This window comes from Streptomyces sp. T39 (assembly GCF_008042045.1).
Taxonomy (GTDB): Bacteria; Actinomycetota; Actinomycetes; order Streptomycetales; family Streptomycetaceae; genus Streptomyces.
Window position 1 is genome coordinate 76,268 of record NZ_RDBP01000012.1, and the last position, 20,525, is coordinate 96,792.

Genomic DNA, 20,525 nt, shown 5'->3' on the forward strand with positions numbered 1-20,525 from the left:
CTGACCGGCGAGGGCCTCCAGCACGCCGACGGCCACTCCCAGCTGCTGGCCTCGACCAACCCGGGGTGTGTCGCCTACGACCCGGCGTTCGGCTTCGAGATCGCGCACATCGTCAAGGACGGTCTGCGACGGATGTACGGCCCGGACGCCGAGGACGTCTTCTACTACCTCACCGTCTACAACGAGCCGATCCAGCACCCGGCGGAGCCGGCCGACGTGGACGCCGAGGGCATCGTCAAGGGCATCCACCGCTTCAAGGCGGGCGAGCAGGGGCAGATCCCGGCGCAGATCATGGCGTCCGGCGTCGCGGTGCCGTGGGCCGTCGAGGCCCAGCGCATCCTCGCCGAGGAGTGGAACGTACGGGCCGACGTGTGGTCCGCGACCTCGTGGAACGAGCTGCGCCGCGAGGCCGTCGAGACGGACCGGCACAACCTGCTGCACCCCGAGGAGGAGCAGCGCGTGCCGTACGTGACGCGCAAGCTGTCCGGTGCCGAGGGCCCGTTCGTGGCCGTGTCGGACTGGATGCGCTCCGTGCCGGACCAGATCTCGCGCTGGGTGCCCGGCGCCTACACCTCGCTCGGCGCGGACGGCTTCGGCTTCGCGGACACCCGGGGCGCCGCCCGCCGGTACTTCCACATCGACGCGCAGTCGATCGTGCTGGCCGTGCTGACCGAGCTGGCCCGTGACGGCAAGGTGGACCGCGGTGTGCTGAAGCAGGCGATCGACCGCTACCAGCTGCTCGACGTGGCCGCCGCCGACCCGGGCCCGGAGGGCGGCGACGCCTGACCGGCCTCCAGGAGGGGGTGCGGGGCCGGTGGCCCCGCACCCCCTTCGTCGTGTCTCAGGTCTCCCACACCTTGAAGGCCCGGACCCGGTAGGGGGATTCGGGGACCCAGGTGCCCTTTCCGGGATAGGTCTCGAACTCGCCCGTCTCCGCGCACTCCGCGGACTGGTAGGTGGTGACGGGCCTGCCGGTGCGGTTGGCGAGGGAGGACGCCGTGGTGCCGGGGGCGAGCGGGACGCAGCTCTCGATGTCGAGGCCGGACAGCTCGTGGACACGACGCGTCCCCTGGAATCCGCCTCTCGCCCACAGGCACAGCTCGCCGGCGGCGCAGTCGCCGAGCCGGGGCGCGGAGCGGGCGGACGGCAGGGGCGTCGGCGGTGCGGCGGGTGCCAGGAGGGCCGCGGCCAGGGCGGCGGCGAGAACGGTCAGGTGGCGCATGCGGATCGACCCCCGTGCGGTGACTGTGCGGACGAGGGCAGCCTGTCCCGGCGGCCGGGCGCGCCGGAAGGGCGCCCGTTCATGATCATCCGGATAGGCGACAGCCCCGCCGGGGGCTCCCGGCGGGGCTGTCGTGTGCGCGCGGTTGACGCCTCGGCGGCGTCCGTGGCGTCAGATGTGGGCGGCGCCCGCACCGGCCTCCGCGTTCTCGCCGCGCTTCGTCAGGGTGGCGACCAGGGCCGCGACCACGGCGACGATGCCGGCGACGGTGAACGCCAGACCCATGCCGGACATGAACGTGTCATGGATGACGTCACCGATACGAGTGAGCAGGTCGGGCGTCATACCGGGCGTCTGCGCCAGTTCGCCGGGAACGGCGCCGAACTCGGCGGCCTCCTCCAGCCGGGGGTCGGCCGGGACGGGGATGCCCGCCGCCTGCCAGTTGTCCGCGAACTCGGCACTGACCTTGGAGGACATCACCGCGCCCAGGACGGCCGTGCCGAGCGCGCCGCCGACCTGCATGGCGGCCTGCTGGAGACCACCGGCCACACCGGACAGCTCCAGCGGGGCGTTGCCGACGATGACCTCGGTGGCGCCCACCATGACGGGGGCGAGGCCGAGACCGAGCAGCGCGAACCAGAGGGACATGGCGAAGGTGCCGGTGCCCTCGGTGAGGGTGGTCATCCCGAACATCGCGGCCGCGGTGCAGACCATGCCGCCGACCAGCGGGACGCGCGGGCCGAACTTGGTGATCAGGGCGCCGGCGAGCGGCGACGAGACGATCATCATCGCGGTGAGCGGCAGCAGCCGCAGTCCGCTGTCGACCGGGCTCAGACCGCGGACGCCCTGGAGGTAGAAGGTCACGAAGAACAGGCCGCCCATGAAGGCGAACGCCATCAGGACCATCAGCACGGTGCCGGCCGAGAGCGGGATCGAGCGGAACATGCCGAGCGGGATGAGCGGCTCCTCGACCTTCGTCTCCCAGAAGGCGAAGAGCGCGAAGAGGACCAGGGCGCCGCCGAGGCAGAGCCAGGTGTTGGTGCCGCCCCAGCCCCAGGACTCGCCCGCCTTGATCAGGCCGTAGACGAGGGCGCCCATGGCGCCGGACAGCAGCAGGATGCCGGGGATGTCGAAGGAGCGCGGCGCGTTCTCGGCGCGGTGGTCCCGCAGGATCACGAGGCCGAGGGCGAGGGCGACCACGCCGACGGGCACGTTGATGAAGAAGACCGACTGCCAGCTGACGTGCTCGACGAGCAGACCGCCGACGATCGGGCCGCCCGCGGTGGAGGCGCCGATGACCATGCCCCAGATGCCGATCGCCATGTTGAGCTTCTCGGCCGGGAAGGTGGCGCGCAGCAGGCCGAGCGCCGCCGGCATCAGCAGGGCGCCGAACAGGCCCTGGAGGATGCGGAAGACGATCACCAGGGCGATGGAGTCGGCCAGACCGATCGCGGCGGACGAGGCGGCGAAGCCGGCGATGCCGATGAGGAAGGTCTGCCGGTGGCCGAAGCGGTCGCCCAGCTTGCCCGCCGTGATCAGCGAGACGGCGAGGGCGAGCAGGTAGCCGTTGGTGATCCACTGGACCTCCGACAGCGAGGCGCCCAGGTCCTTCTGGATGGCCGGGTTGGCGATCGCGACGATCGTGCCGTCCAGCGCGACCATCATCACGCCGACGGCCACGGCGAACAGGGTCAGCCAGGGGTGGCCGCGCAGTCCCTTGACGGGTGCCGGCGTCTGGCCCTGGTGACCGTCCGGCTCTCGCGGCGCCTTGTCGACGGTGATCTGACTAGTCATACCGGGGAGGCTAATGTCAGCGACTGACAGTTGACAAATGCGTTCACAAGTCGGTAACTGTCACCTGGCTCACAGGTAGCCTGAACTGGTGGAAAGCGCGTAAAGCGCCGGAGGACAGCGAACGAACGAGGACGGTGACGTGGCGGTCGAACCGACCGGACTGCGGGCCCGCAAGAAGCAGCGCACCCGGGACGCGCTGGTGCGCGTCGCCCTCGAACTGTTCACCGCCCAGGGATACGACGAGACCACCGTCGACGAGATCACGGAGGCGGTCGAGGTCTCCCAGCGCACCTTCTTCCGCTACTTCGCCAGCAAGGAGGACGTCGCCTTCGCCGTCCAGGAGATGACGGAGGCCCACTACCTCGACGCGCTGCGCGCCCGCCCGCCGGGCGAGCCGCCGTTCGAGGCCCTGCGCAACGCCGTCTTCGCCGTCTGGGACACCATCGAGGAGGCCGTCTCCGAGATCGTCCCGCTCGAACTCCACATGCGCAGCTTCCGCATGATCGAGTCCACCCCGGCGCTGCTCGCGGCCCATCTGCGGCGCTCGGCCGAGGCGGAGGAGGTGCTGTCGAAGCTGATCGCCGAGCGCGAGGGGCTGGACATGACGGCCGATCCGAGGCCCCGGGTGGCGGTCGCCGCCTTCAGCGGGGTGATGCGGGTGACCGGGCGCCTGTGGAGCCAGGGGGAGGATCTCAGCCCGGAGGCGATCCGCGGCCTCACCGAGACCTTCCTCGACCATCTCGCGCCCGCGCTCGCCCAGGACTGGGGCGCGACCGCCGCCCCCGCCGCCGCTGCCGGCGCCGTACCGGCCACCGCAGCCGCGGTCCGCACCCACGCAGCGCACACGGAAGGTCACCTTCCCGCGCTCTAATCCCCCCACACGCGTGATCTGCCTCACGCTGCGCCTGCGTGCGCGTGCGCGTCTCCTAGGGTGTCCCGCAGTGACTTCCTTCGACTCCACCCCGAACCCGACCGCGTGGCGCGCCCTGTTCGTCCTCACGGTCGTGCTGATGATGCTGGCGACGACCGGCTGGACGGCCATCCGGCATCAGAGCGGTCCCCGCACCCTTCTCGCCGCGGAACTGGTCGCCTGGCACAAGGCGCGGATCGACGGGCGCGCGCTGCCGTCGCCGGACGAGGAGCCGACCCGGCTGGCCGCCTTCTTCGCGTCGGTCGGCACCGGGGCCGGTACCCGGCTCGCCGCCGAGTACCCCCGGATCGTGGGGAACCTCAACGGCGCGCCGGTGACCCTGCGTTACCGGGCGAACCGGAAGGCGCTCGCCGCGTCGTGGTCCAAGGAGAAGGACCGGGTGGCGGATCCCTCGCTCACCGCCGACGGCCACCACGAGGCCGTGCGGCGCATGCACCGCTTCAAGGCGCTGATGGCCGAGGACCGTCAGATCCTCGCCTTCGACCCGTCCGGCGCGGGCCGGGTGGCCGAGGTGTTCGGCAACCTCGACCGGGCCGAGCGGGTCTCCGTGATCGTGCCCGGCGTCGACACCAATCTCCTCACCTTCCAGAGGACCGCCCGCAAGTACACCGCCCCCGTCGGCATGGCGCAGTCGCTGTACGCCGCCGAGCGGGCGGCCGCTCCGCGGGTCCCCACCGCCGTCATCGCCTGGGCCGACTACACCTCGCCCGTGGGCGTGGGCGTGGACTCGGCGATCGGGCGTCTCGCCGAGAGCGGCGCCCGCCGGCTGACCGCGCTGACCGAGGCGCTGCCGGGCAATTCCCGCGTCGCGCTGTTCTGCCACAGCTACGGTTCCGTCGTCTGCGGCGTCGCCGCCCGCGGTCTGCCCGCCCGGGTGGAGGACCTCGCCGTCGCCGGCAGCCCCGGCATGCGCGCGGAGAACGTGGCGGAGCTCGGCACCAGCGCCCGGGTGTGGGCCACCCGGGACGGCGACGACTGGATCCAGGACGTGCCGCACCTGGCCGTCGGCGGCCTCGGACACGGCGAGGACCCGGTCACGCCCGAGTTCGGCGCGCGGGTCGTCTCGGCCGCGCGGGCCGTCGGCCACACCGGCTATTTCGAGCCGGGAACCGAGAGCGTCCACAACTTCGCCGCCATAGGGGTCGGCGCCTACGACGGCATCAGCTGCGCCGCCGGGGACGACTCCTGCCGCCATGACATCGCCGCGGCCTGAAGCCGGAATTCCGGCCGGTTTTGCGGTGACCGGCGGTTCCAACGCGCGTAGAGCGGCGCAGAAGCTGCTTGCCCCACAGGGGCGACGGACAGGCGTCGGCCGCATACGATGAGGCACATGGGTGACGTACTGGCGGGAATTCAAGCCACGTGGGAGTTCGAGTCCGACTCCGTGCTCATCCGCTTCGAACGGGGAATCCGCACGCCGAAGCTGTTCTCGGCCCTGCGTGAACGGCGCATCCCGCACGAGGCGTTGGCCGGGGTGACGCTCTCCCCCGGCAAGCGGGGCACGGTGGTGCTGCGTGCCGAGCCCAGACCCGGCGCCGACCCGCTGATGGAGGCGGCCGCGGGCCAGCTGAAGGACACCTCGGACCCCTACCGCCTGGTGCTCCCCGCGGAGCGCGAGACGCTGGCGGAGTACTACGCCGACGAACTGCGCGCCGTGCTCCCCCCGGACGCCGACACCCCCGCCGACCGGTACCTGGTGGCCGCGCCCGAGGGGCCGCTCGGCTTCAAGGCGTACGACGGCAAGGCCTCGTTCGACGGATCGCGGGTGGCGTTCCGCTGGTTCTGGACGGGGGCGTCGACCGCCAAGTGGAAAGCGGGCGACCAGAGTTTCGCGCTGTCCGAGCTGAGCGGCGTCGAATGGCGTTCGCCGGAGATCCTGGACGGCTACCTGCGGCTGCTGCGCCGGGACGCCGACGGCGCCGGTGCCGCCCAGCCCGACCAGGACCCGGCGGCCGTCGTCTTCGGACTCGGGTACGGGCCGGTGCACGAGTCGCTGCCGTTCGCCGCCGCGGTCCTGGAGTCGGTACGCCGTCACGCGCCGGCGCCCGCCCTCGCGGCCGTCCGCTCCTCCCGCCGCGACCCGGCGGACATCGCCGACCGCATACGCCACCTCGGGGACCTGCACGGCGCGGGCCTGGTCACGGACGAGGAGTTCTCCCGCAAGAAGGCGGAGCTGCTGGCCGAGCTGTGACACGGCACGGGAACGCCTCGCCGCGCTCCCCCCGTCCCCGGGCTCCGGACCTGTCTAGGCTGGGCCACCTCATGGCTCACCACCCCGCCCTCCGCAGCCGGCTGACCGGCGCCGTCCGCCGCGCCGCACGCGTCGCAGCCGCCGAACTGGCCTCCCCGTCCGAGTCGACCGCCGCCCTGTTCGACGGTGCGCGGTCGCGCTGGGTGCGGCTGCTGCCGTACGTCGTCGCCGGCGGTCTCGTCGCCTCGCTGCTGCCCGTGGGCGTGACCGTGATGACGCAGGACTACGGAATGGGCGGCGCGCTCGCCGGCGCGCTGGCCACCGCGCAGACCGTGCCGCTGCTGCTCGCCGTACGGCGACCGATGCACGCCTGGTGGATCGTCTTCGCCGCCGACATCGTGACCGCGTTCGCGCTGCTGGGCGCCGACGGCACCGACGGGCGGACCTGGCCGTGGACGCCGATGGCCGTCGTCGGCTACCTGTTCCTGATGGCCGCGCTCGGACTGCGCGAGCCCCGGCGCAGGCTGGTCGCCGTCTGGCTGGCGACGGGTGCCGCGGGCCTGCTGTTCGAACTGGTCTCGCAGCGCCACAGCGACGGTGTCCACCTGCTGCTGTTCGTACTGAGCGGGGTCGTGCTCGCGCTCACCGGCACCCTGCGCGAACGCGACGAGGTGCGGCGGCGGCTGCTGGTGCAGGAGACCATCAGCGTGGCCGAACGCGCCCAGCGCACCCTGCTGGAGGAGCGCACCCGGATCGCCCGCGAACTGCACGACGTGGTCGCCCACCACATGTCGGTGATCACCGTCCAGGCGGACTCGGCGCCCTACCGGATCACGGACCTGCCCGAGGCGGCACGCGAGGAGTTCGCCTCGATCGCGGCCGGCGCGCGCGAGTCGCTGACCGAGATGCGGCGGCTGCTCGCCGTGCTGCGCAGCGACGGCGCCGGGGGCGAACGCGCCCCGCAGCCGGGACTGGACAGGGCCCAGCAACTGGTGGAGGCGACCGTGCGGGCGGGTGTGCCGGCCGAGTTGTCGCTCCAGGCCGGTCTGGACGGCCTGCCCGGCACCGTCGACCTGTCGGCGTACCGGATCGTGCAGGAGGCACTGGCCAACGTGGTCCGCCACGCGCCGGGCGCCCCGACCCGGGTGTCGGTGTCGTCGGACGGCGCGCATCTGACGGTGCTCGTCGTCAACGGACCGCCGTCCGGGCCCGTCGCGCCGCTGGAGAGCACGGGGACGGGGCACGGCCTGGTGGGGATGCGGGAGCGCGTACGGTTGACCGGCGGCACCCTGGACACCGGTCCGCTGCCGGACGGCGGCTACCGGGTCGCCGCCCGGATCCCCCTCGGCCCGGAGACGGCCGGGCCCGCCGGTCCGGCGCCCACCGACCCGACGGAGGACGGCAGTTGACCATTCGTGTGATCATCGTCGACGACCAGGCCATGGTGCGGGCGGGCTTCGCCGCCCTGCTGGCCGCGCAGGCCGACATCGACGTGGTCGGCGAGGCCCCCGACGGGCGCCGGGGCGTCGAGGTCAGCCGCGCCACGCACCCCGACGTGGTGCTCATGGACGTGCGGATGCCCGAGATGGACGGCCTCGCGGCCGCACGGCAGCTGCTGGACCCCCCGACGGGTGTGACGCACCGGCCGAAGGTGCTGATGCTGACCACCTTCGACGTGGACGACTACGTGTACGAGGCGCTGCGCGCCGGGGCGTCCGGCTTCCTGCTGAAGGACGCCCCGCCCGCCGACCTGATCTCCGCGGTGCGGGTGGTCGCCGCCGGGGAGGCGCTGCTCGCGCCCTCCGTGACCCGGCGGCTGATCGCGGACTTCGCCGCACAGCGCCCCGCACCCCGCCGCGACCCGGCCCTGCGACTGGCCGGGCTGACGCCGCGTGAGACCGAGGTACTGGAGCTGATCGCCCGCGGGCTGTCGAACCAGGAAATCGCCGCACATCTGGTGCTCGCCGAACAGACCGTCAAGACCCACATCGGTCGCCTGCTCGCCAAGCTGGACCAGCGCGACCGCGCCCAACTGGTCATCTTCGCCTACGAGTCGGGGGTCGTACGCCCCGGCGACGGGGCGCGCTGAGCGGACCCGGCACGCCGGCCGGTGACGGTGCGGGACGCCGCCCGTCTCCACCACCCCCTACCCCGGTATGACGTCGCGGCCGGCTCCGCGGTGTGATGTGCCGCCGGACGCCTTCTTCCTACCTTCCTCCCCTCGGAACGGACGGACGGGGAAGAGGGAGGCAGCCACATGCGCCGCTACAGCAGGACGCTGGTCACGGTCGCGCTGACGACGACCGTGGTCGCGGGGACGGCCGGCTGGGCGTCGGGCAACGCCCAGCGGCCCGTGACGGGCCCGGTGCCGGGCGCCGCGGCCTGGGCCGCGGACCGGGTGCTCGGGAGGGCGCTGCCCGACCCGGCGACGGCGGACCCGGCCGAGGTCGCCGCCTTCTTCGCCTCGACGACGGCGGCCGAGGACCGGGAACTGGTGCGCCGGCACCCGCTGGTCGTGGGCAACCTCGACGGCGCGCCCGTCGCCCTGCGCCTCACCGCCAACGCCGCCGCCGTGCGCGGCACCGCGTTCGCGCACCTCGCGGGACGCGACATCCTGGCGTTCGACCCGCGCGGCCGGGGGCAGGTCGCCGAGGTGTTCGGGGACCTGGAGCACGCCCGGCAGGTGTCGGTGGTGGTACCCGGTTCCGACGTCGACGCCGGGACCCCCGAGCGGCCGTCGGACCCGTACGGCACTCCCGCGGGCATGGCGAGGTCGCTGCGCGCGGCCGCCGGGGCGGGCAGCGCGGTGGTGGCCTGGACCGGCTACACCACACCCGTCGGCGTCGGGCTCGACGCCGCCTCCGGGGACCTCGCGGAGGCGGGCGCGGAGCGGCTGGTGCGGTTCACCGGGGGGCTGACCGCGGCGGGGGCGCCGCGGCCCGCGCTGTTCTGCCACAGCTACGGCTCCGTGGTGTGCGGCCTCGCCGCCTCCCGGGCCGACGCCCGCGACCTGGTCGTGTTCGGCTCCCCCGGCATGCGCGCCGACCGCGCCGAGGACCTCGGGACGAGCGCGCGGGTGTGGGCGGCGAAGGACCCCTCCGACTGGATCTCCAAGGTGCCCAACGTCCGCTTCGCCGGACTCGGCCACGGCAACGACCCGGCCGCGCCCGCGTTCGGCGCCCGCCGTATCCCGGCCGACCGCGCCGAGGGACACACCGGCTACCTGGCACCGGGCACGGACTCCCTGGACGCGTTCGCCGCGATCGCCCGGGGTGAGGTCCGATGAGGGGCGGGCGCGGGGCGCGCGAGGCCGGGACGACGCTGCCGACGGGGCACGGGGCGCGCGAGGCCGGGACGACGGTGCCGGCGGGGCACGGGGCGCGCGAGGCCGGGACGACGCGGATGCCGCACGCGGACCGGGCCGGGAGCCCGCCGCACGGCACGCAGCGGGCGGCCGCCGCCGCGAGCGCCGGGACGACCCGGGCGACGGACCGGGCCGCGCACCGGGCGGACGCGGCAGCGGCCGCCGGGACGGAACCCGACGCGCACCCGGCGAGCGCGGCCCGGGGGGCCGCCGGGACCGAACCCGACGCGCACCCGGCGGACGCGGCCCGGGGGGCCGCCGGGACCGAACCCGACGCGCACCCGGCGGACGCGGCCCGGGCGGCCGCCGAAACCGCGCGGGTCGCCCGCCCGGTGGGCGTGGGACGAACGGCCTCCGGCGGGAGCCCGCCGGGCGGCAGGTCGCGGGCCGCCGCCGGGCGCGGCGCGGCGTTGCGGGGGCGTGCGCGCGGGCTCGTCGCGCGGATCGAGGCGCGGACGCCGGCGCACCGCGACCGGGCCGTGGACGGGCTGCGGGCGCTCGCCCTCCTCGCCGTACCGGCCGGGCACTGGCTGCTCGGCGGCTTCACCGTCGACGGCGGCGGCGCCCTCCACAACGCCAGTCCGCTGTCGTCGTTCGGCTTCTTCGCGCCGGTCAGCTGGGTGCTCCAGATGCTGGGGATCTTCTTCCTCGTCGGCGGGTACGCCTCCGTGCGCTCCTACGAGCGCCGCACCGGCGGCACGGGCGCCTGGCTGCGGCAGCGGCTGGCCCGGCTGGGACGTCCGGTGCTCGGTGTCACCGCGGTGTGGGCGGTCCTGGCCCCGGTCCTGCACACACTGGGCGTGCCGGCCACCACGCTGCGCACGGGGGCGACGCTGGTGATCCAGCCGCTCTGGTTCGTCGGCGTGTACACCGCGATCACCGCGCTGACCCCGTACTGCGTCCGCGCGGCGCGGCGCACGGGCGTGTGGGCGGCGGCTCCGCTGCTCGCGGCGGTCGCGGTCGTGGACCTGCTGCGGTACGGGCCGTCCGCGGACGCCGTGCCGGGCTGGCTCGGCGCCCTGAACATCCTCCCGGGCTGGCTCTTCGCCTATCAGCTCGGCGTGAGCTGGGGCACGGGCCGCGTCGGGCGGCGGCACGCGTGGGCGCTGGCGGTCGGCGGTGCAGCGCTGTTCGCGGTGCTGCTGCTCGTCTTCGGCTACCCGGCGTCGATGGTGGGCGTCCCGGGCGAGGCGCGCACCAACTCCCATCCGCCGTCCCTGCTCGTGCTCGCCCTCGCGGCGGCGCAGAGCGGCGTGGCGATGCTGCTGCGTGAGCGGTTGGGGCGGGCGCTGCGGCGTCCCGCGCTGTGGGCGCCGGTCGTGGTGATCAACCTGTGCGCCATGACGATCCTGTGCTGGCACCAGACGGCGATGCTGGCCGCGGCCGTCCCCGCCTCCTTCGCCGGCGCGGTGCCGGGGCTGACGACCGCGCCGGACACGCTCGGGTGGGTGGCGGCGCGGCTCGCGTGGCTGCCGGTGCTGGCCTGTCTGCTGGCCGTGATCGCCCGCTGGGCCCGGGTGTTCGAGTCCCCCTGGACGTCCCGGGTCCGCGGTCCCGTGCGGGCGGCGGCGGGGGTGGCCGGCACGCCCAGTGTGTGCAGGACCGGGGCCAGGACCGCCCACACCGCGGTGACACCGAGCACGTTCCAGGACGCCGTTCCAGGACGCCGGAGCGGATTTGTCGGCGGGGGACTTCCGCCGCTTCCAGCCGCGCTTCACCGGCGACAACGCGCGCACCAACGCGGCCCTGCTGGAGCCGGTCCGCACGATCGCCGCGGAGCACGGGGCGACCCCGGCGCAGGTCGCGCTCGCCTGGGTGCAGCAGCGCGCCGAGGTCCACGGCCTCCCCGTGATCCCCATCCCCGGCACCCGCCGCACCTCCCGCCTCCTGGAGAACACCGCCGCGACCTTCGCGGCGATGGGCTCCAGGGCCGCCAGGTCCTCGGGGGTCAGACGGAGGCGGGTCGCGGCGGTGTTCTCCAGGAGGCGGGAGGTGCGGCGGGTGCCGGGGATGGGGATCACGGGGAGGCCGTGGACCTCGGCGCGCTGCTGCACCCAGGCGAGCGCGACCTGCGCCGGGGTCGCCCCGTGCTCCGCGGCGATCGTGCGGACCGGCTCCAGCAGGGCCGCGTTGGTGCGCGCGTTGTCGCCGGTGAAGCGCGGCTGGAAGCGGCGGAAGTCCCCCGCCGACAAATCCGCTCCGGCGTCCTGGAACGCGCCGGTCAAGAAGCCCCTGCCGAGCGGGGAGTAGGGGACGAACGCCACCCCGAGCTCCGCCGCCGCGCCCACCGCGCTGCGTTCCACGTCCCGGCTGAACAGGGACCATTCGGACTGGAGGGCGGCGATGGGGTGCACGGCGTGCGCCTCGCGCAGTTCGGCTCCGGTCACCTCGCTGAGGCCGAGGTGCCGGACGAGGCCGCGTTCGACGAGTCCGGCCATCGCGCCGACGGATTCGTCGAACGGCACGTCCGGGTCGCGGCGGTGCATGTAGTAGAGGTCGATCACGTCGACGCCGAGCCGCCGCAGGCTCCCCTCGACGGCCGCGCGGATGTACGCGGGGTCGTTGCGCACGACCCGCCGGTCGTCGCCCGCGCTCCGGTCGATGGCGAACTTGGTGGCGAGGGTGATCTCCTCGCGGTGCGCGGCCACGAACGGCGCGAGGAACTCCTCGTTGGCGCCCTGTCCGTACATGTCGGCGGTGTCGAAGAGGGTGACGCCCGCGTCGAGCGCCGCCTGCAGGGTGCGGCGGGACTCGGCTTCGTCGGTGTCGCCGTAGAACTCGCTCATGCCCATGCAGCCGAGGCCCTGGACGCCGACGAGGGGCCCTCCGGTCCCGAGTTCCACCTGTGCGATCGTGCTGTCGGCCATGGTGTCAGCCCTTCTGGGACACCCGGCGGGCGTCCCCGTAGAACTCGATCTTGTGGTCCAGTACGGCGAGCGTGTCCTGGAGTTCGGCGATGCGCTCGATGACGTCCTGCCGGGTCCGGTGCAGCAGTTCGCGGCGTGCGTCGAAGGTGTGGTCGCCCGCCCGGATCATCTCCGCGTAGGCGACCATGTCGGCGACCGGCATGCCGGTGAGGCGGAGCTTGCCGACGAAGGCGAGCCAGTCGAGGTCACGGTTGGTGAAGCGCCGCTGTCCCGTGTGGGAGCGGTCGATGTGCTGCATCAGCCCGATCCGCTCGTACCACCGCAGGGTGTGCGCGGTGAGCCCGGTCAGGGCGGCGACCTCGCTGATGGTGTAGCGGTCTCGTCCCTCGGGCCGGGGGTGTGCGGCGGGTGCGGCCTGGCAGAGGTCCTTGGGCGCACCGGTGCGTCCACCGGGCCGTCGGCCGGTTCGGGCCGGAGTCGTCTCGATCACCGTCATGCCTCCACGCTAGAACCTTCGAGTGCACTCGAAGCAAGCATCATTCGTTTCGCGGGGAGATCGCATGGAGCAGCCGGCAGGGCTAGCCTGCGGCGCATGAGCATCGCACGCCCCGCCGTGACCGGCGACGCCGAGGAACTCGTCCGTCTGCGCACGGTGATGCTGGAGTCGGTGCGGGGCGCCCCGCTCGCGGACACGGGCTGGCAGCCCCTCGCGGCGGCCTCGCTGCGCGAGCGCCTCGGGGACCCGGACGGCAGCCTCGCCGCGTTCGTCGTGCCGCGGCCTGGCGGCGGGCTCGCGGCCTGCGCGGTCGGGACCGTCGAGCGCCGCCTCGGCGGCCCGGACAATCCACAGGGCACGACGGGCTACGTGTTCAGCGTCGCCACGGACGAGGACATGCGCCGCCGCGGATACTCGCGGGCCTGCATGGAAGGGCTGCTGGGCTGGTTCCGCGGGCGCGGCGTGCGCAGGGTGGACCTGCGGGCGTCGGAGCACGGCGAGCCGCTGTACGCCTCCCTCGGCTTCGTCCGCACCCCCGACCCGGCCATGCGGCTGCGCTGGTAGCACCCTTTAGGCTCATGAGCATGCAGAGCCTGGCGATGATCGAGAACTGGCCGGTACCCACCGCGGCGGCCGCAGTCGTCCGCGCGGACGGGACCGTGGTCGGTTCGCACGGCCCCACGGACCGGCGGTTCCCGCTCGCCTCCGTCACGAAGCCGCTCGCGGCGTACGCGGCGCTGGTGGCGTACGAGGAGGGGGCGATCGAGTTCGACGAGGCGGCGGGTCCGGACGGCGCGACCGTGCGGCATCTGCTCGCCCACACGTCCGGCCTCGCCTTCGACGAGCACCGGATCCAGGCCGCGCCCGGCGCCCGGCGGATCTACTCCAACGCGGGCTTCGAGGTGCTGGGCGACCACATCGCCAAGGCGACCGACATCCCGTTCGCCGACTATCTCCACCAGGCGGTGCTGGAGCCGCTCGGCATGACGTCGACGACGCTGGAGGGGTCGCCCGCGAAGGACGGCGTCTCCACCGTGGACGATCTGGTGCGCTTCGCAGCCGAGGTGCAGGCGCCGCGGCTGCTGGACCCGCGGACGGTGCTGGAGGCCATGACGGTCGTGCATCCCGGCCTGTCCGGGATACTGCCGGGCTACGGCAGCCAGAAGCCCAACGACTGGGGTCTCGGCTTCGAGATCAGGGACGGCAAGTCCCCGCACTGGACGGGCGCTTCGTCGTCGCCGCGCACCGTCGGCCACTTCGGCCAGTCCGGCACCTTCCTGTGGATCGACCCGGACGCCGGGGCCGCGTGCGTGGCGCTCACGGACCGGGCGTTCGGCCCCTGGGCGATCGAGGCGTGGCCGCCGTTCACGGACGCGGTGCTGGCCGACCTGCGGGGCTGACCCGCACGGCGCCGGCCCCGCTGTCCGTCACGGCCCCGGCGCCGGCGAGGTCGCGGCGCCGGCGGTCGGTACGGGGCGATCCGCGTCGGACTCCTCCGGCGCGGGTACGGACGAGGCGTCGCAGGTGGCCGACGGCCGGGCGCCGTCGGTGCCGATGAGCCGCACCGGCGGCCGTCCCCATGCGTCCTCGGCGTAGGCGACGGTGCAGACGAGCTGCCGCGCGGCGAGGTCGCCCATGCCGTCGAGCGGCGCGTCGATGCCGGCCTCGATGACGCCGCCGGACACCGTGACCGTGAGGCGTGCCTCCTTCGGCAGGGAGGGCGCGTTGCTCAGCCCTGCCCCCCGCTCGGTGGCGGTCGGGCCGGCGAGGAGCGCGGCGACGGTCTTGTCGGTCGGCGGACGCACCGGCAGGGGCACGGACCCGCCGTCGCCCGCGCCGGAGTCCTCCTCGGTGCCGTCGGGCTCCCGGAAGCCCCCGCCCGCTCGCGCGGAGCCGTCGTCGACGACCCGCGGGACGGGCGTCAGCATGCCGTCCGGGGAGAGGAAGAAGAGCAGCATCCGGAAGTCGCGGGCGGGCAGCACGTCGATGGTCGCCGGGCCGCCCGCCTCGATGACGTCGGTCTCCGGGATGCCGATGCCGCACCCGGCGAGCGGCAGGAGTGCCGCGAGGGTCGCGAGGGTGCGTGCGGTCCGTCTCATGCCGTCGTCTCCTCCGTGGGCCGGACCCCGGCCAGCGGGATCTCGACGGTGAAGACGGCGCCGCCGCCCGGAAGGTTCGCCGCACGGACGGTCCCGCCGTGGAGCCGTACGTTCTCCTGGGTGATGGCGAGGCCCAGTCCGCTGCCCGTCGACCGGGTACGGGCCGCGTCCGCCTTGTAGAAGCGGTCGAAGATGTGCGGCAGCACCTCGGGCCGGATGCCCGGTCCGCTGTCCATGACCTCGGTGACCAGCGTTGGGCCGTGCACCGACACCCGCACCCCGACCGGCTCGGCGCCGTGCCGCAGGGCGTTGCCGACGAGGTTGGCGACGACGATGTCGAAGCGGCGGGGGTCGAGGCGGGCCCGGACGCCCTCGGGCAGGTCGGTGTGGACCCGGCCGTCCCAGTGCCGGTGGGCGAGGGTCTTGTGGACGGTCTCCGCGGCGTCGACCTCGTCGGTGTTGAGTTCGGCGGCGCGGGCGTCGAAGCGGGAGATCTCCATCAGATCCTCGACCAGCACGGCGAGTTTGCCTGTCTCGGAGCTGATCAGCCGGACCGCGCGGGCGGTGTCGGGGTCGAGGCCCCCGGCGTCCTCGTCGAGGACCTCGGTGACGGCGAGCATCCCGGCGAGCGGGGTGCGCAGTTCGTGCGAGACGTCGGCGGCGAAGCGCCTGGCCCTGGCCTCGGCCCGCTGGAGTTCGTCCACGGAACGTTCGAGCTCTCCCGCGGATTCGTTGAACGTCCGTGCCAGGTCGGCCAGTTCGTCACGGCCCCGGACCTCGATCCGGGTGTCGAGCCGGCCGCTGCCCATGGACCGTGCCGCCCCCCGCAGTTCGCGAACGGGCCGCAGCACGCTGCGCGCGGAGAGCAGTGCGGGGATCAGGGCGATCGCGAGTCCCGGGAGGGCGCCGTCGCGGGCGGCGGTGAGGAGGGCGTCCGCGTCGGCCTGCTCGTCGGTCATCCGCATCACGGCGAACAGCACGAGCCCGCTGGGCAGGGAGGTGGTGTTGCCTGTCCTGACGGCGACGGGCATGGCGACGGTCAGGTACGGGACCCCGTCGCGGACGACCCGTTCGAAGCTGCCGTGGGAGGAAGTGAGCGCGGTGCGCCGCAGTTCGGGGGTGATGACGGTGGAGGTGGGGTTCTCGCCGGATGACACGCGCAGCGAGCCGTACTCGGCGAAGACGACCCAGGGGTGGGGCTTGGCCTTGCTCGCTATGACGAACAGCATCTCCCGCAGCGTCGGCGGGTCGACGGGCAGCCCGGTGCCGAGGGTCTCGACCTGCTCGCGGAAGGAGACGACGGCGGTGTCCTGGGCGCTGGCGAGCACGGCGTTGCGCGCCTCGCGGTAGGTCAGCGCCGCGGTCGTGCCGGCGCTGACGACGGCGACGAGCAGGAACGCGAGCACGAGGCGGGTGCGCAGCCCGAAGGGCACGAGGCGCCCGCGGCGGCGGAGCCGCCGGGGGGCGCGCGGGGTGCGGGCGGGTGCGGGGGGAGTGGTCACGGGAGACGTCACAGGGGTCCGAAGCGGTAGCCGAAGCCCCGCAGGGTCTGGATGTAGCGGGGGCTGCCCCCCGAGTCCTCGATCTTGGTCCGCAGCCGCCGTACGCACGCGTCCACCAGCCGGGCGTCGCCGTGGTAGCTGTGTTCCCAGACGTGCTCCAGCAGTTGCTGGCGGCTGAAGACCTGCTCGGGCGCGGCCGACAGGTGCAGCAGCAGCTTGAGTTCGGACGGGGCGAGCGCGAGCCGTTCACCGGACTTGGCGACGGTGAGCCCCGCCCGGTCGATGGCGAGGTCGCCGTGGAACTCGACGGCGGGGCGGCCCGCGCCCGGCTCCTCGATACGGCGCAGCACGGCCCGGATGCGGGCCTCGATCACCTCGGTACGGGCCGGTTTGACGATGTAGTCGTCGGCGCCCGCCTCCAGGCCGATGACGACGTCGAAGTCGTCGCCGCGGGCGGTGAGCATGATGATCGGCAACTGGCTGTCCTCGCGTACACGACGGCAGACCTGGACGCCGTTCATGCCGGGCAGCATCAGGTCGAGCAGCAGCAGGTCGGGCCGGAACTCGCGCAGCGCGTCGAGCCCGGCCTCGCCGGTGGCGGCGGTGCGGACGTCGTGGCCGCGGCGGCGCAGCCCGAGTTCGACCCCTTCGCGTACGGCGGGGTCGTCTTCGATGAGCAGGACGCGGGCCGTTCCACGGCGACCTCGCCATCGACCGGGCGGGGCTCACCGTCGCGGCTCACCGTCGCCAAGTCCGGTGAACGGCTCGCGCTCGCCCCGCTTCCTCCTCAACCTGGTGATCGCCGCCCTGAACGCGGGCCTGTCGTTCGCCGCCTGCGCCGTGCTGCCCGCCAGGTGGGCGGTGACCGGCATCGCCGGGGCGTACTCGGTGGCCCTGTGGGCGGGCAGGGCGCGGCGGAGCCGGGTGGCGGCGCCGGTGAGCAGGGCGTCGAGCTCCGCGAGGCGCAGGGGGCGGGCCAGCAGGGCGAAGACGGCGACGACGACGGCCGCACCCGCGCCGGCGGCCGGGAGTGCCCCGGCGGGACCGGCCCACCGGGCCGCGGCGTACCCGAGGAGTGCAGCGGGGACGGCGGCGACGAGCAGCCGCAGCTGCGCGCCGAGCGCGCCGGAGGGGCCACCGGTGGCGGATCCGGGAGGGGAGCCGTGGAGCGCGGACGGGTCCCGGTCACCGCCGGCGGACGCGGCCGGGTCACCGGCGGCCCGGTCGAGGCGCCGGCGCAGGACCAGCGCGGTGACGGCCCAGCCCGCCCACAGGGCCACCGAGTACGCCCCGGCGATGCCGGTCACCGCCCACCTGGCGGGCAGCACGGCGCAGGCGGCGAACGACAGGCCCGCGTTCAGGGCGGCGATCACCAGGTTGAGGAGGAAGGGCGTCCTGGTGTCGGAGAGCGCGTAGAAGGTGCGGGAGAGGACGTACTGGCCGGAGAAGGCGACGAGCCCGGGCGCGAACGCCGCGAGGGTGCCCGCCATGACGGCGATGTCCCGCGCGTCGGTCTCCCCGTACTGGAAGACCAGCGCCATCACGGGCTGCGCCAGGGCGCCGAGCAGGCAGGCGGCGGGCACGACGGCGGCCGCGGTGGTGCGCAGCGCGTACGACACGTCCCGGCGCACCGCGCCCGTGTCGCCGTCGGCCGCGGCGGCGCTCATCCGGGGCATCAGGGCGGTCACCAGCGACACGGTGACGATGCCGTGCGGGACGGCCCACAGGACGTAGGCGTTGGTGTACGCGCTGAATCCGGCGCCCTCGACGCCCGCCGCCTGCGCGGCCGATCCGGCGTCGGTGGCCAGGCGGGTGGTGACCCAGTAGGCGGCCTGGTTGGTCAGCACCAGCAGCACCAGCCAGCCCGCGGAGCGCAGCGGCCTCGTCAGTCCGCTGCCGCGCCAGTCGAAGCGCGGGCGGAAACGGAAGCGCGCGGAGCGCAGGGAGGGCAGCAGGGCGAGTGCCTGCACGGCGATGCCCGCGGTGGTGCCCCACCCGAGCAGGGAGGTCTCGGCCGGGGTGAGCGTCCCGCCGTCGCCGGTGGCGAGGTAGAGGCCGAACACGGCGATGACCACGACGTTGTTGAGGACGGGCGTCCACATCATGGCGCCGAAGCGGCCGCGCGCGTTGAGCACCTGCCCGAGCAGCGTGAAGACCCCGAGGAAGAAGATCTGCGGCAGGCAGTACCGGGCGAACGCGACCGTCATCTCCGCCTGGCCGCCGTCGTACGCCGTGTAGACGCCGATGATCGCGGGCGCGGCCCACACGGCGGCGCCGGTGAGCGCGAGCAGGGCGAGGACGCACACGGTGAGCAGCCGGTCGGTGTAGGCGGCGCCGCCGTCCGCGTGCTCCTTGCCCGCCCTGACGAGCTCGGGGACGAAGACCGCGTTGAGCGCGCCGCCGATCAGCAGCATGTAGACGATGGTCGGCAGCGCGTTGCCGACGGCGTACCCGTCGGCGACGAGCCCGACGCCGAGCGCGGAGGCGACGACGGCGGACCGGGCGAAGCCGGTGGCCCGGGACACGACCGAGCCGGCGGCCATGAGGAGGCCGCTGCGGAGCACCGAAGGTGTCCCCCGGGACGCCGCCGCCTTCGCGGCGGGCTCCGCGGACGCGTCCGGCGCCACGGGCCCGTGAGGGGCCCCGACGGTCGGTGCGCCCGGTGCGTGGACGGCCCCCGGGGCCGGTGCGCCCGGCACGTCCGGCCGGTAGGTCGCCCCCGCGTCGGGTGCGGCCGGCCCGTGGACGGCCCCGGGGTGCGCGGCGGGTGCGGCCGCCCCGGCGCGGTCGCCGCTCACCGGCGGGCCAGGTATGCCTGGAACGCCCGGTACAGCGCGTGGTTGGCGGTGCCGTCCAACGGTCTCTCCCATTCCCCCAAGGTCTCGACGACCTCTCCCCCGGTGCCGAGCTTCCAGCGCAGCAGCCCGTGTCCCCTCTCAGCGGGGTCGAGGGTGGAGGGTACCCCGCGCATGTCGTAGACGTCGGCGCCGAGTGCGTGGGCGTCCTGGAGCATCCGCCACTGCAGGAGGTTGGAGGGCCGCACCTCACGGCGGTGGTCGGCCGACGCCCCGGTCTGGTACCAGACCCGGCCGCCGACGCGGATCATGGTGTGGGCGGCCAGGATCTCGCCCTGGTGCCGGGCCAGGTAGAGCGTCATCCGGCCCGGTTCCTCGGCGTTGAGGGCCGCGTACTGCCGCTCGTAGTACGCCAGCGAGCGTCCGAGCCGGAAGCCGTCGCGTTCCTCGGTCAGGCGCAGCAGCCGGTAGAACTCGGGCAGGTCGGCCGCGCTGCCGACGACGGTCTCCACGCCCTCCTTGCGCGCCTTGCGCACATTGCGCCGCCACTCCTGGTTGAGCCCCGCCCACAGGTCGTCCACGGACCGCCCGGCCAGCGGCACGCGGAAGACGTAGCGCGGCTGGGCGTCCCCGTCCTCCTCCCCGCCGCAGCGGTGCCAGCCCCGGGCGCGCAGCCGCTCGGAGACGGCCGTGCCCAGCGGGTCGACCTCCCGGGCCAGGACGTCGGCGAGCCGGCGCCCGGGGGCCGCGGCCGCCTTGAGGCGGGCCGCGTCCCAGCTCCGGTGCGCCGGCGACGGGCCGATGCGCACCGCGAACACCCCCGCCGTGCGCAGGGTCTTCAGCAGCGGGTCGAGCCAGCCGTCCATGTGGGGGTCGGCCCAGTCGGCGACGGGCCCCTCCGGCAGGTAGGCGAAGTACTTGCGCGTGCCGGGGAGCTGGCGGAGCAGCACCATGGCGACGCCGGTGAGCTCGCCCTCCTCGGGCCGGGGGCCCCAGCCGAGCAGCAGGGAGCGCCAGCCCTCCTTGACGTCGGCCCAGGAGGGGCACTGGAGGAAGCCGGGGCCGAGGGCGTTCCCGGTGCGGGACGCGAGGAAGGCGCGGTACGCCTCCCGGGTGATGGGGGCGAGCGGCGTCTGCTGACCTCGGTCGGCCGGCACGAGCAGTGCGGACACGGTGTGGGACCTCTCTGTTCACGCGTCTGTTCACGCGGAATCACGCGGAATGCCGTGGACTCTCACAGCCCCGCGTGACCGGTCCGAGCGGC

General features: G+C 74.4%; 17 protein-coding genes and 3 pseudogenes. 11 read left to right on the plus strand and 9 right to left on the minus strand.

All coding sequences use genetic code 11. From position 1 onward, the window contains the following. On the plus strand, positions 1-786 hold a 786-nt coding region (locus tag EAO77_RS01260), incomplete at its 5' end, for a transketolase-like TK C-terminal-containing protein (protein WP_410088176.1). A 55-nt stretch (positions 787-841) separates the two neighbouring features. Here the strand turns inward: EAO77_RS01260 and EAO77_RS01265 are convergent. Next, positions 842-1,222: a peptidase inhibitor family I36 protein gene (locus EAO77_RS01265; protein WP_147986286.1), complete on the minus strand. Its 381-nt coding sequence runs from the start codon at positions 1,220-1,222 to the stop codon at positions 842-844. A 171-nt stretch (positions 1,223-1,393) separates the two neighbouring features. After that, positions 1,394-3,016: an MFS transporter gene (locus tag EAO77_RS01270; protein WP_147986287.1), complete on the minus strand. Its 1,623-nt coding sequence runs from the start codon at positions 3,014-3,016 to the stop codon at positions 1,394-1,396. Positions 3,017-3,155: 139 nt separating this feature from the next. Here EAO77_RS01270 and EAO77_RS01275 point away from each other — a divergent pair, with 139 nt between their 5' ends. From EAO77_RS01275 to EAO77_RS01310, 8 genes and pseudogenes are all read left to right on the plus strand, one after another. After that, positions 3,156-3,887 (plus strand): TetR family transcriptional regulator, encoded by a 732-nt coding sequence (locus EAO77_RS01275; RefSeq protein ID WP_147986288.1) that lies wholly within the window; start codon positions 3,156-3,158, stop codon positions 3,885-3,887. A gap of 70 nt (positions 3,888-3,957) precedes the next feature. Continuing rightward, the gene (locus EAO77_RS01280; protein ID WP_147986289.1) at positions 3,958-5,160 is read left to right on the plus strand and encodes an alpha/beta hydrolase; all 1,203 of its coding nucleotides are present in this window, start codon (positions 3,958-3,960) and stop codon (positions 5,158-5,160) included. 117 nt (positions 5,161-5,277) lie between these two features. Then, positions 5,278-6,138, plus strand: a complete 861-nt coding sequence (locus EAO77_RS01285; RefSeq protein ID WP_147986290.1) for a DUF4429 domain-containing protein — start codon at positions 5,278-5,280, stop codon at positions 6,136-6,138. A gap of 71 nt (positions 6,139-6,209) precedes the next feature. Further along, positions 6,210-7,547 carry a sensor histidine kinase gene (locus EAO77_RS01290; RefSeq protein ID WP_147986291.1) on the plus strand — a complete coding sequence of 446 codons (1,338 nt, stop codon included), beginning with the start codon at positions 6,210-6,212 and terminating at the stop codon, positions 7,545-7,547. Then, positions 7,544-8,227 carry a response regulator gene (locus EAO77_RS01295; RefSeq protein WP_147986292.1) on the plus strand — a complete coding sequence of 228 codons (684 nt, stop codon included), beginning with the start codon at positions 7,544-7,546 and terminating at the stop codon, positions 8,225-8,227. The genes EAO77_RS01290 and EAO77_RS01295 overlap by 4 nt, the downstream gene beginning before the upstream one ends. A gap of 168 nt (positions 8,228-8,395) precedes the next feature. After that, a complete protein-coding gene (locus tag EAO77_RS01300; RefSeq protein ID WP_147986293.1) occupies positions 8,396-9,424 on the plus strand; it encodes an alpha/beta hydrolase in 1,029 nt (342 codons plus the stop codon). 488 nt (positions 9,425-9,912) lie between these two features. Beyond that, positions 9,913-11,079, plus strand: a pseudogene (locus EAO77_RS01305) (acyltransferase family protein); the annotation flags it as partial. Positions 11,080-11,158: 79 nt separating this feature from the next. Then, a pseudogene (locus EAO77_RS01310) lies at positions 11,159-11,410 on the plus strand (aldo/keto reductase); the annotation flags it as partial. On the opposite strand, the pseudogene EAO77_RS01315 reads toward EAO77_RS01310, so the two are convergent. Together EAO77_RS01315 and EAO77_RS01320 are read right to left on the minus strand one after the other, a co-directional pair. Continuing rightward, positions 11,404-12,369, minus strand: a pseudogene (locus EAO77_RS01315) (aldo/keto reductase); the annotation flags it as partial. The pseudogenes EAO77_RS01310 and EAO77_RS01315 sit on opposite strands and share 7 nt — an antisense overlap. Positions 12,370-12,373: 4 nt before the next feature. Next, positions 12,374-12,865, minus strand: coding sequence for a MerR family transcriptional regulator (locus EAO77_RS01320; protein WP_147986294.1), 492 nt, complete (start codon positions 12,863-12,865; stop codon positions 12,374-12,376). A gap of 96 nt (positions 12,866-12,961) precedes the next feature. On the opposite strand from EAO77_RS01320, the gene EAO77_RS01325 reads away from it, so the two are divergent. Beyond that, positions 12,962-13,429, plus strand: coding sequence for a GNAT family N-acetyltransferase (locus EAO77_RS01325; protein ID WP_147986295.1), 468 nt, complete (start codon positions 12,962-12,964; stop codon positions 13,427-13,429). Positions 13,430-13,443: 14 nt separating this feature from the next. Then, the gene (locus tag EAO77_RS01330) at positions 13,444-14,265 is read left to right on the plus strand and encodes a serine hydrolase domain-containing protein (protein ID WP_147986296.1); all 822 of its coding nucleotides are present in this window, start codon (positions 13,444-13,446) and stop codon (positions 14,263-14,265) included. A 27-nt stretch (positions 14,266-14,292) separates the two neighbouring features. Here the strand turns inward: EAO77_RS01330 and EAO77_RS01335 are convergent, their stop codons facing one another. From EAO77_RS01335 to EAO77_RS01355, 5 genes are all read right to left on the minus strand, one after another. Then, a complete protein-coding gene (locus EAO77_RS01335) occupies positions 14,293-14,964 on the minus strand; it encodes a hypothetical protein (RefSeq protein WP_147986297.1) in 672 nt (223 codons plus the stop codon). Then, positions 14,961-16,466, minus strand: coding sequence for a sensor histidine kinase (locus EAO77_RS01340; protein WP_147986298.1), 1,506 nt, complete (start codon positions 16,464-16,466; stop codon positions 14,961-14,963). The genes EAO77_RS01335 and EAO77_RS01340 overlap by 4 nt, the downstream gene beginning before the upstream one ends. A gap of 8 nt (positions 16,467-16,474) precedes the next feature. Next, on the minus strand, positions 16,475-17,146 hold the full coding sequence (locus EAO77_RS01345; protein ID WP_147986299.1) for a response regulator transcription factor: 672 nt from the start codon (positions 17,144-17,146) through the stop codon (positions 16,475-16,477). Between the two features lie 45 nt (positions 17,147-17,191). After that, entirely contained in the window at positions 17,192-19,009 is a 1,818-nt protein-coding gene (gene murJ, locus EAO77_RS01350; protein WP_147988877.1) for a murein biosynthesis integral membrane protein MurJ, read from the minus strand. 251 nt (positions 19,010-19,260) lie between these two features. Beyond that, complete coding sequence (locus EAO77_RS01355; protein ID WP_147986300.1) at positions 19,261-20,433, minus strand: lipid II:glycine glycyltransferase FemX; 1,173 nt, start codon at positions 20,431-20,433, stop codon at positions 19,261-19,263. Positions 20,434-20,525 lie beyond the last annotated feature (92 nt).

What these genes read in the sequence shown, in the direction of transcription:
- EAO77_RS01265 (WP_147986286.1), bottom strand. Translation starts at nt 1,222, where the DNA reads ATGCGCCACCTGACCGTTCTCGCCGCCGCCCTGGCCGCGGCCCTCCTG.
- EAO77_RS01270 (WP_147986287.1), bottom strand. Translation starts at nt 3,016, where the DNA reads ATGACTAGTCAGATCACCGTCGACAAGGCGCCGCGAGAGCCGGACGGT.
- EAO77_RS01285 (WP_147986290.1), top strand. Translation starts at nt 5,278, where the DNA reads ATGGGTGACGTACTGGCGGGAATTCAAGCCACGTGGGAGTTCGAGTCC.
- EAO77_RS01290 (WP_147986291.1), top strand. Translation starts at nt 6,210, where the DNA reads ATGGCTCACCACCCCGCCCTCCGCAGCCGGCTGACCGGCGCCGTCCGC.
- EAO77_RS01300 (WP_147986293.1), top strand. Translation starts at nt 8,396, where the DNA reads ATGCGCCGCTACAGCAGGACGCTGGTCACGGTCGCGCTGACGACGACC.
- EAO77_RS01320 (WP_147986294.1), bottom strand. Translation starts at nt 12,865, where the DNA reads ATGACGGTGATCGAGACGACTCCGGCCCGAACCGGCCGACGGCCCGGT.
- EAO77_RS01325 (WP_147986295.1), top strand. Translation starts at nt 12,962, where the DNA reads ATGAGCATCGCACGCCCCGCCGTGACCGGCGACGCCGAGGAACTCGTC.
- EAO77_RS01330 (WP_147986296.1), top strand. Translation starts at nt 13,444, where the DNA reads ATGAGCATGCAGAGCCTGGCGATGATCGAGAACTGGCCGGTACCCACC.
- EAO77_RS01335 (WP_147986297.1), bottom strand. Translation starts at nt 14,964, where the DNA reads ATGAGACGGACCGCACGCACCCTCGCGACCCTCGCGGCACTCCTGCCG.
- murJ (WP_147988877.1), bottom strand. Translation starts at nt 19,009, where the DNA reads ATGGCCGCCGGCTCGGTCGTGTCCCGGGCCACCGGCTTCGCCCGGTCC.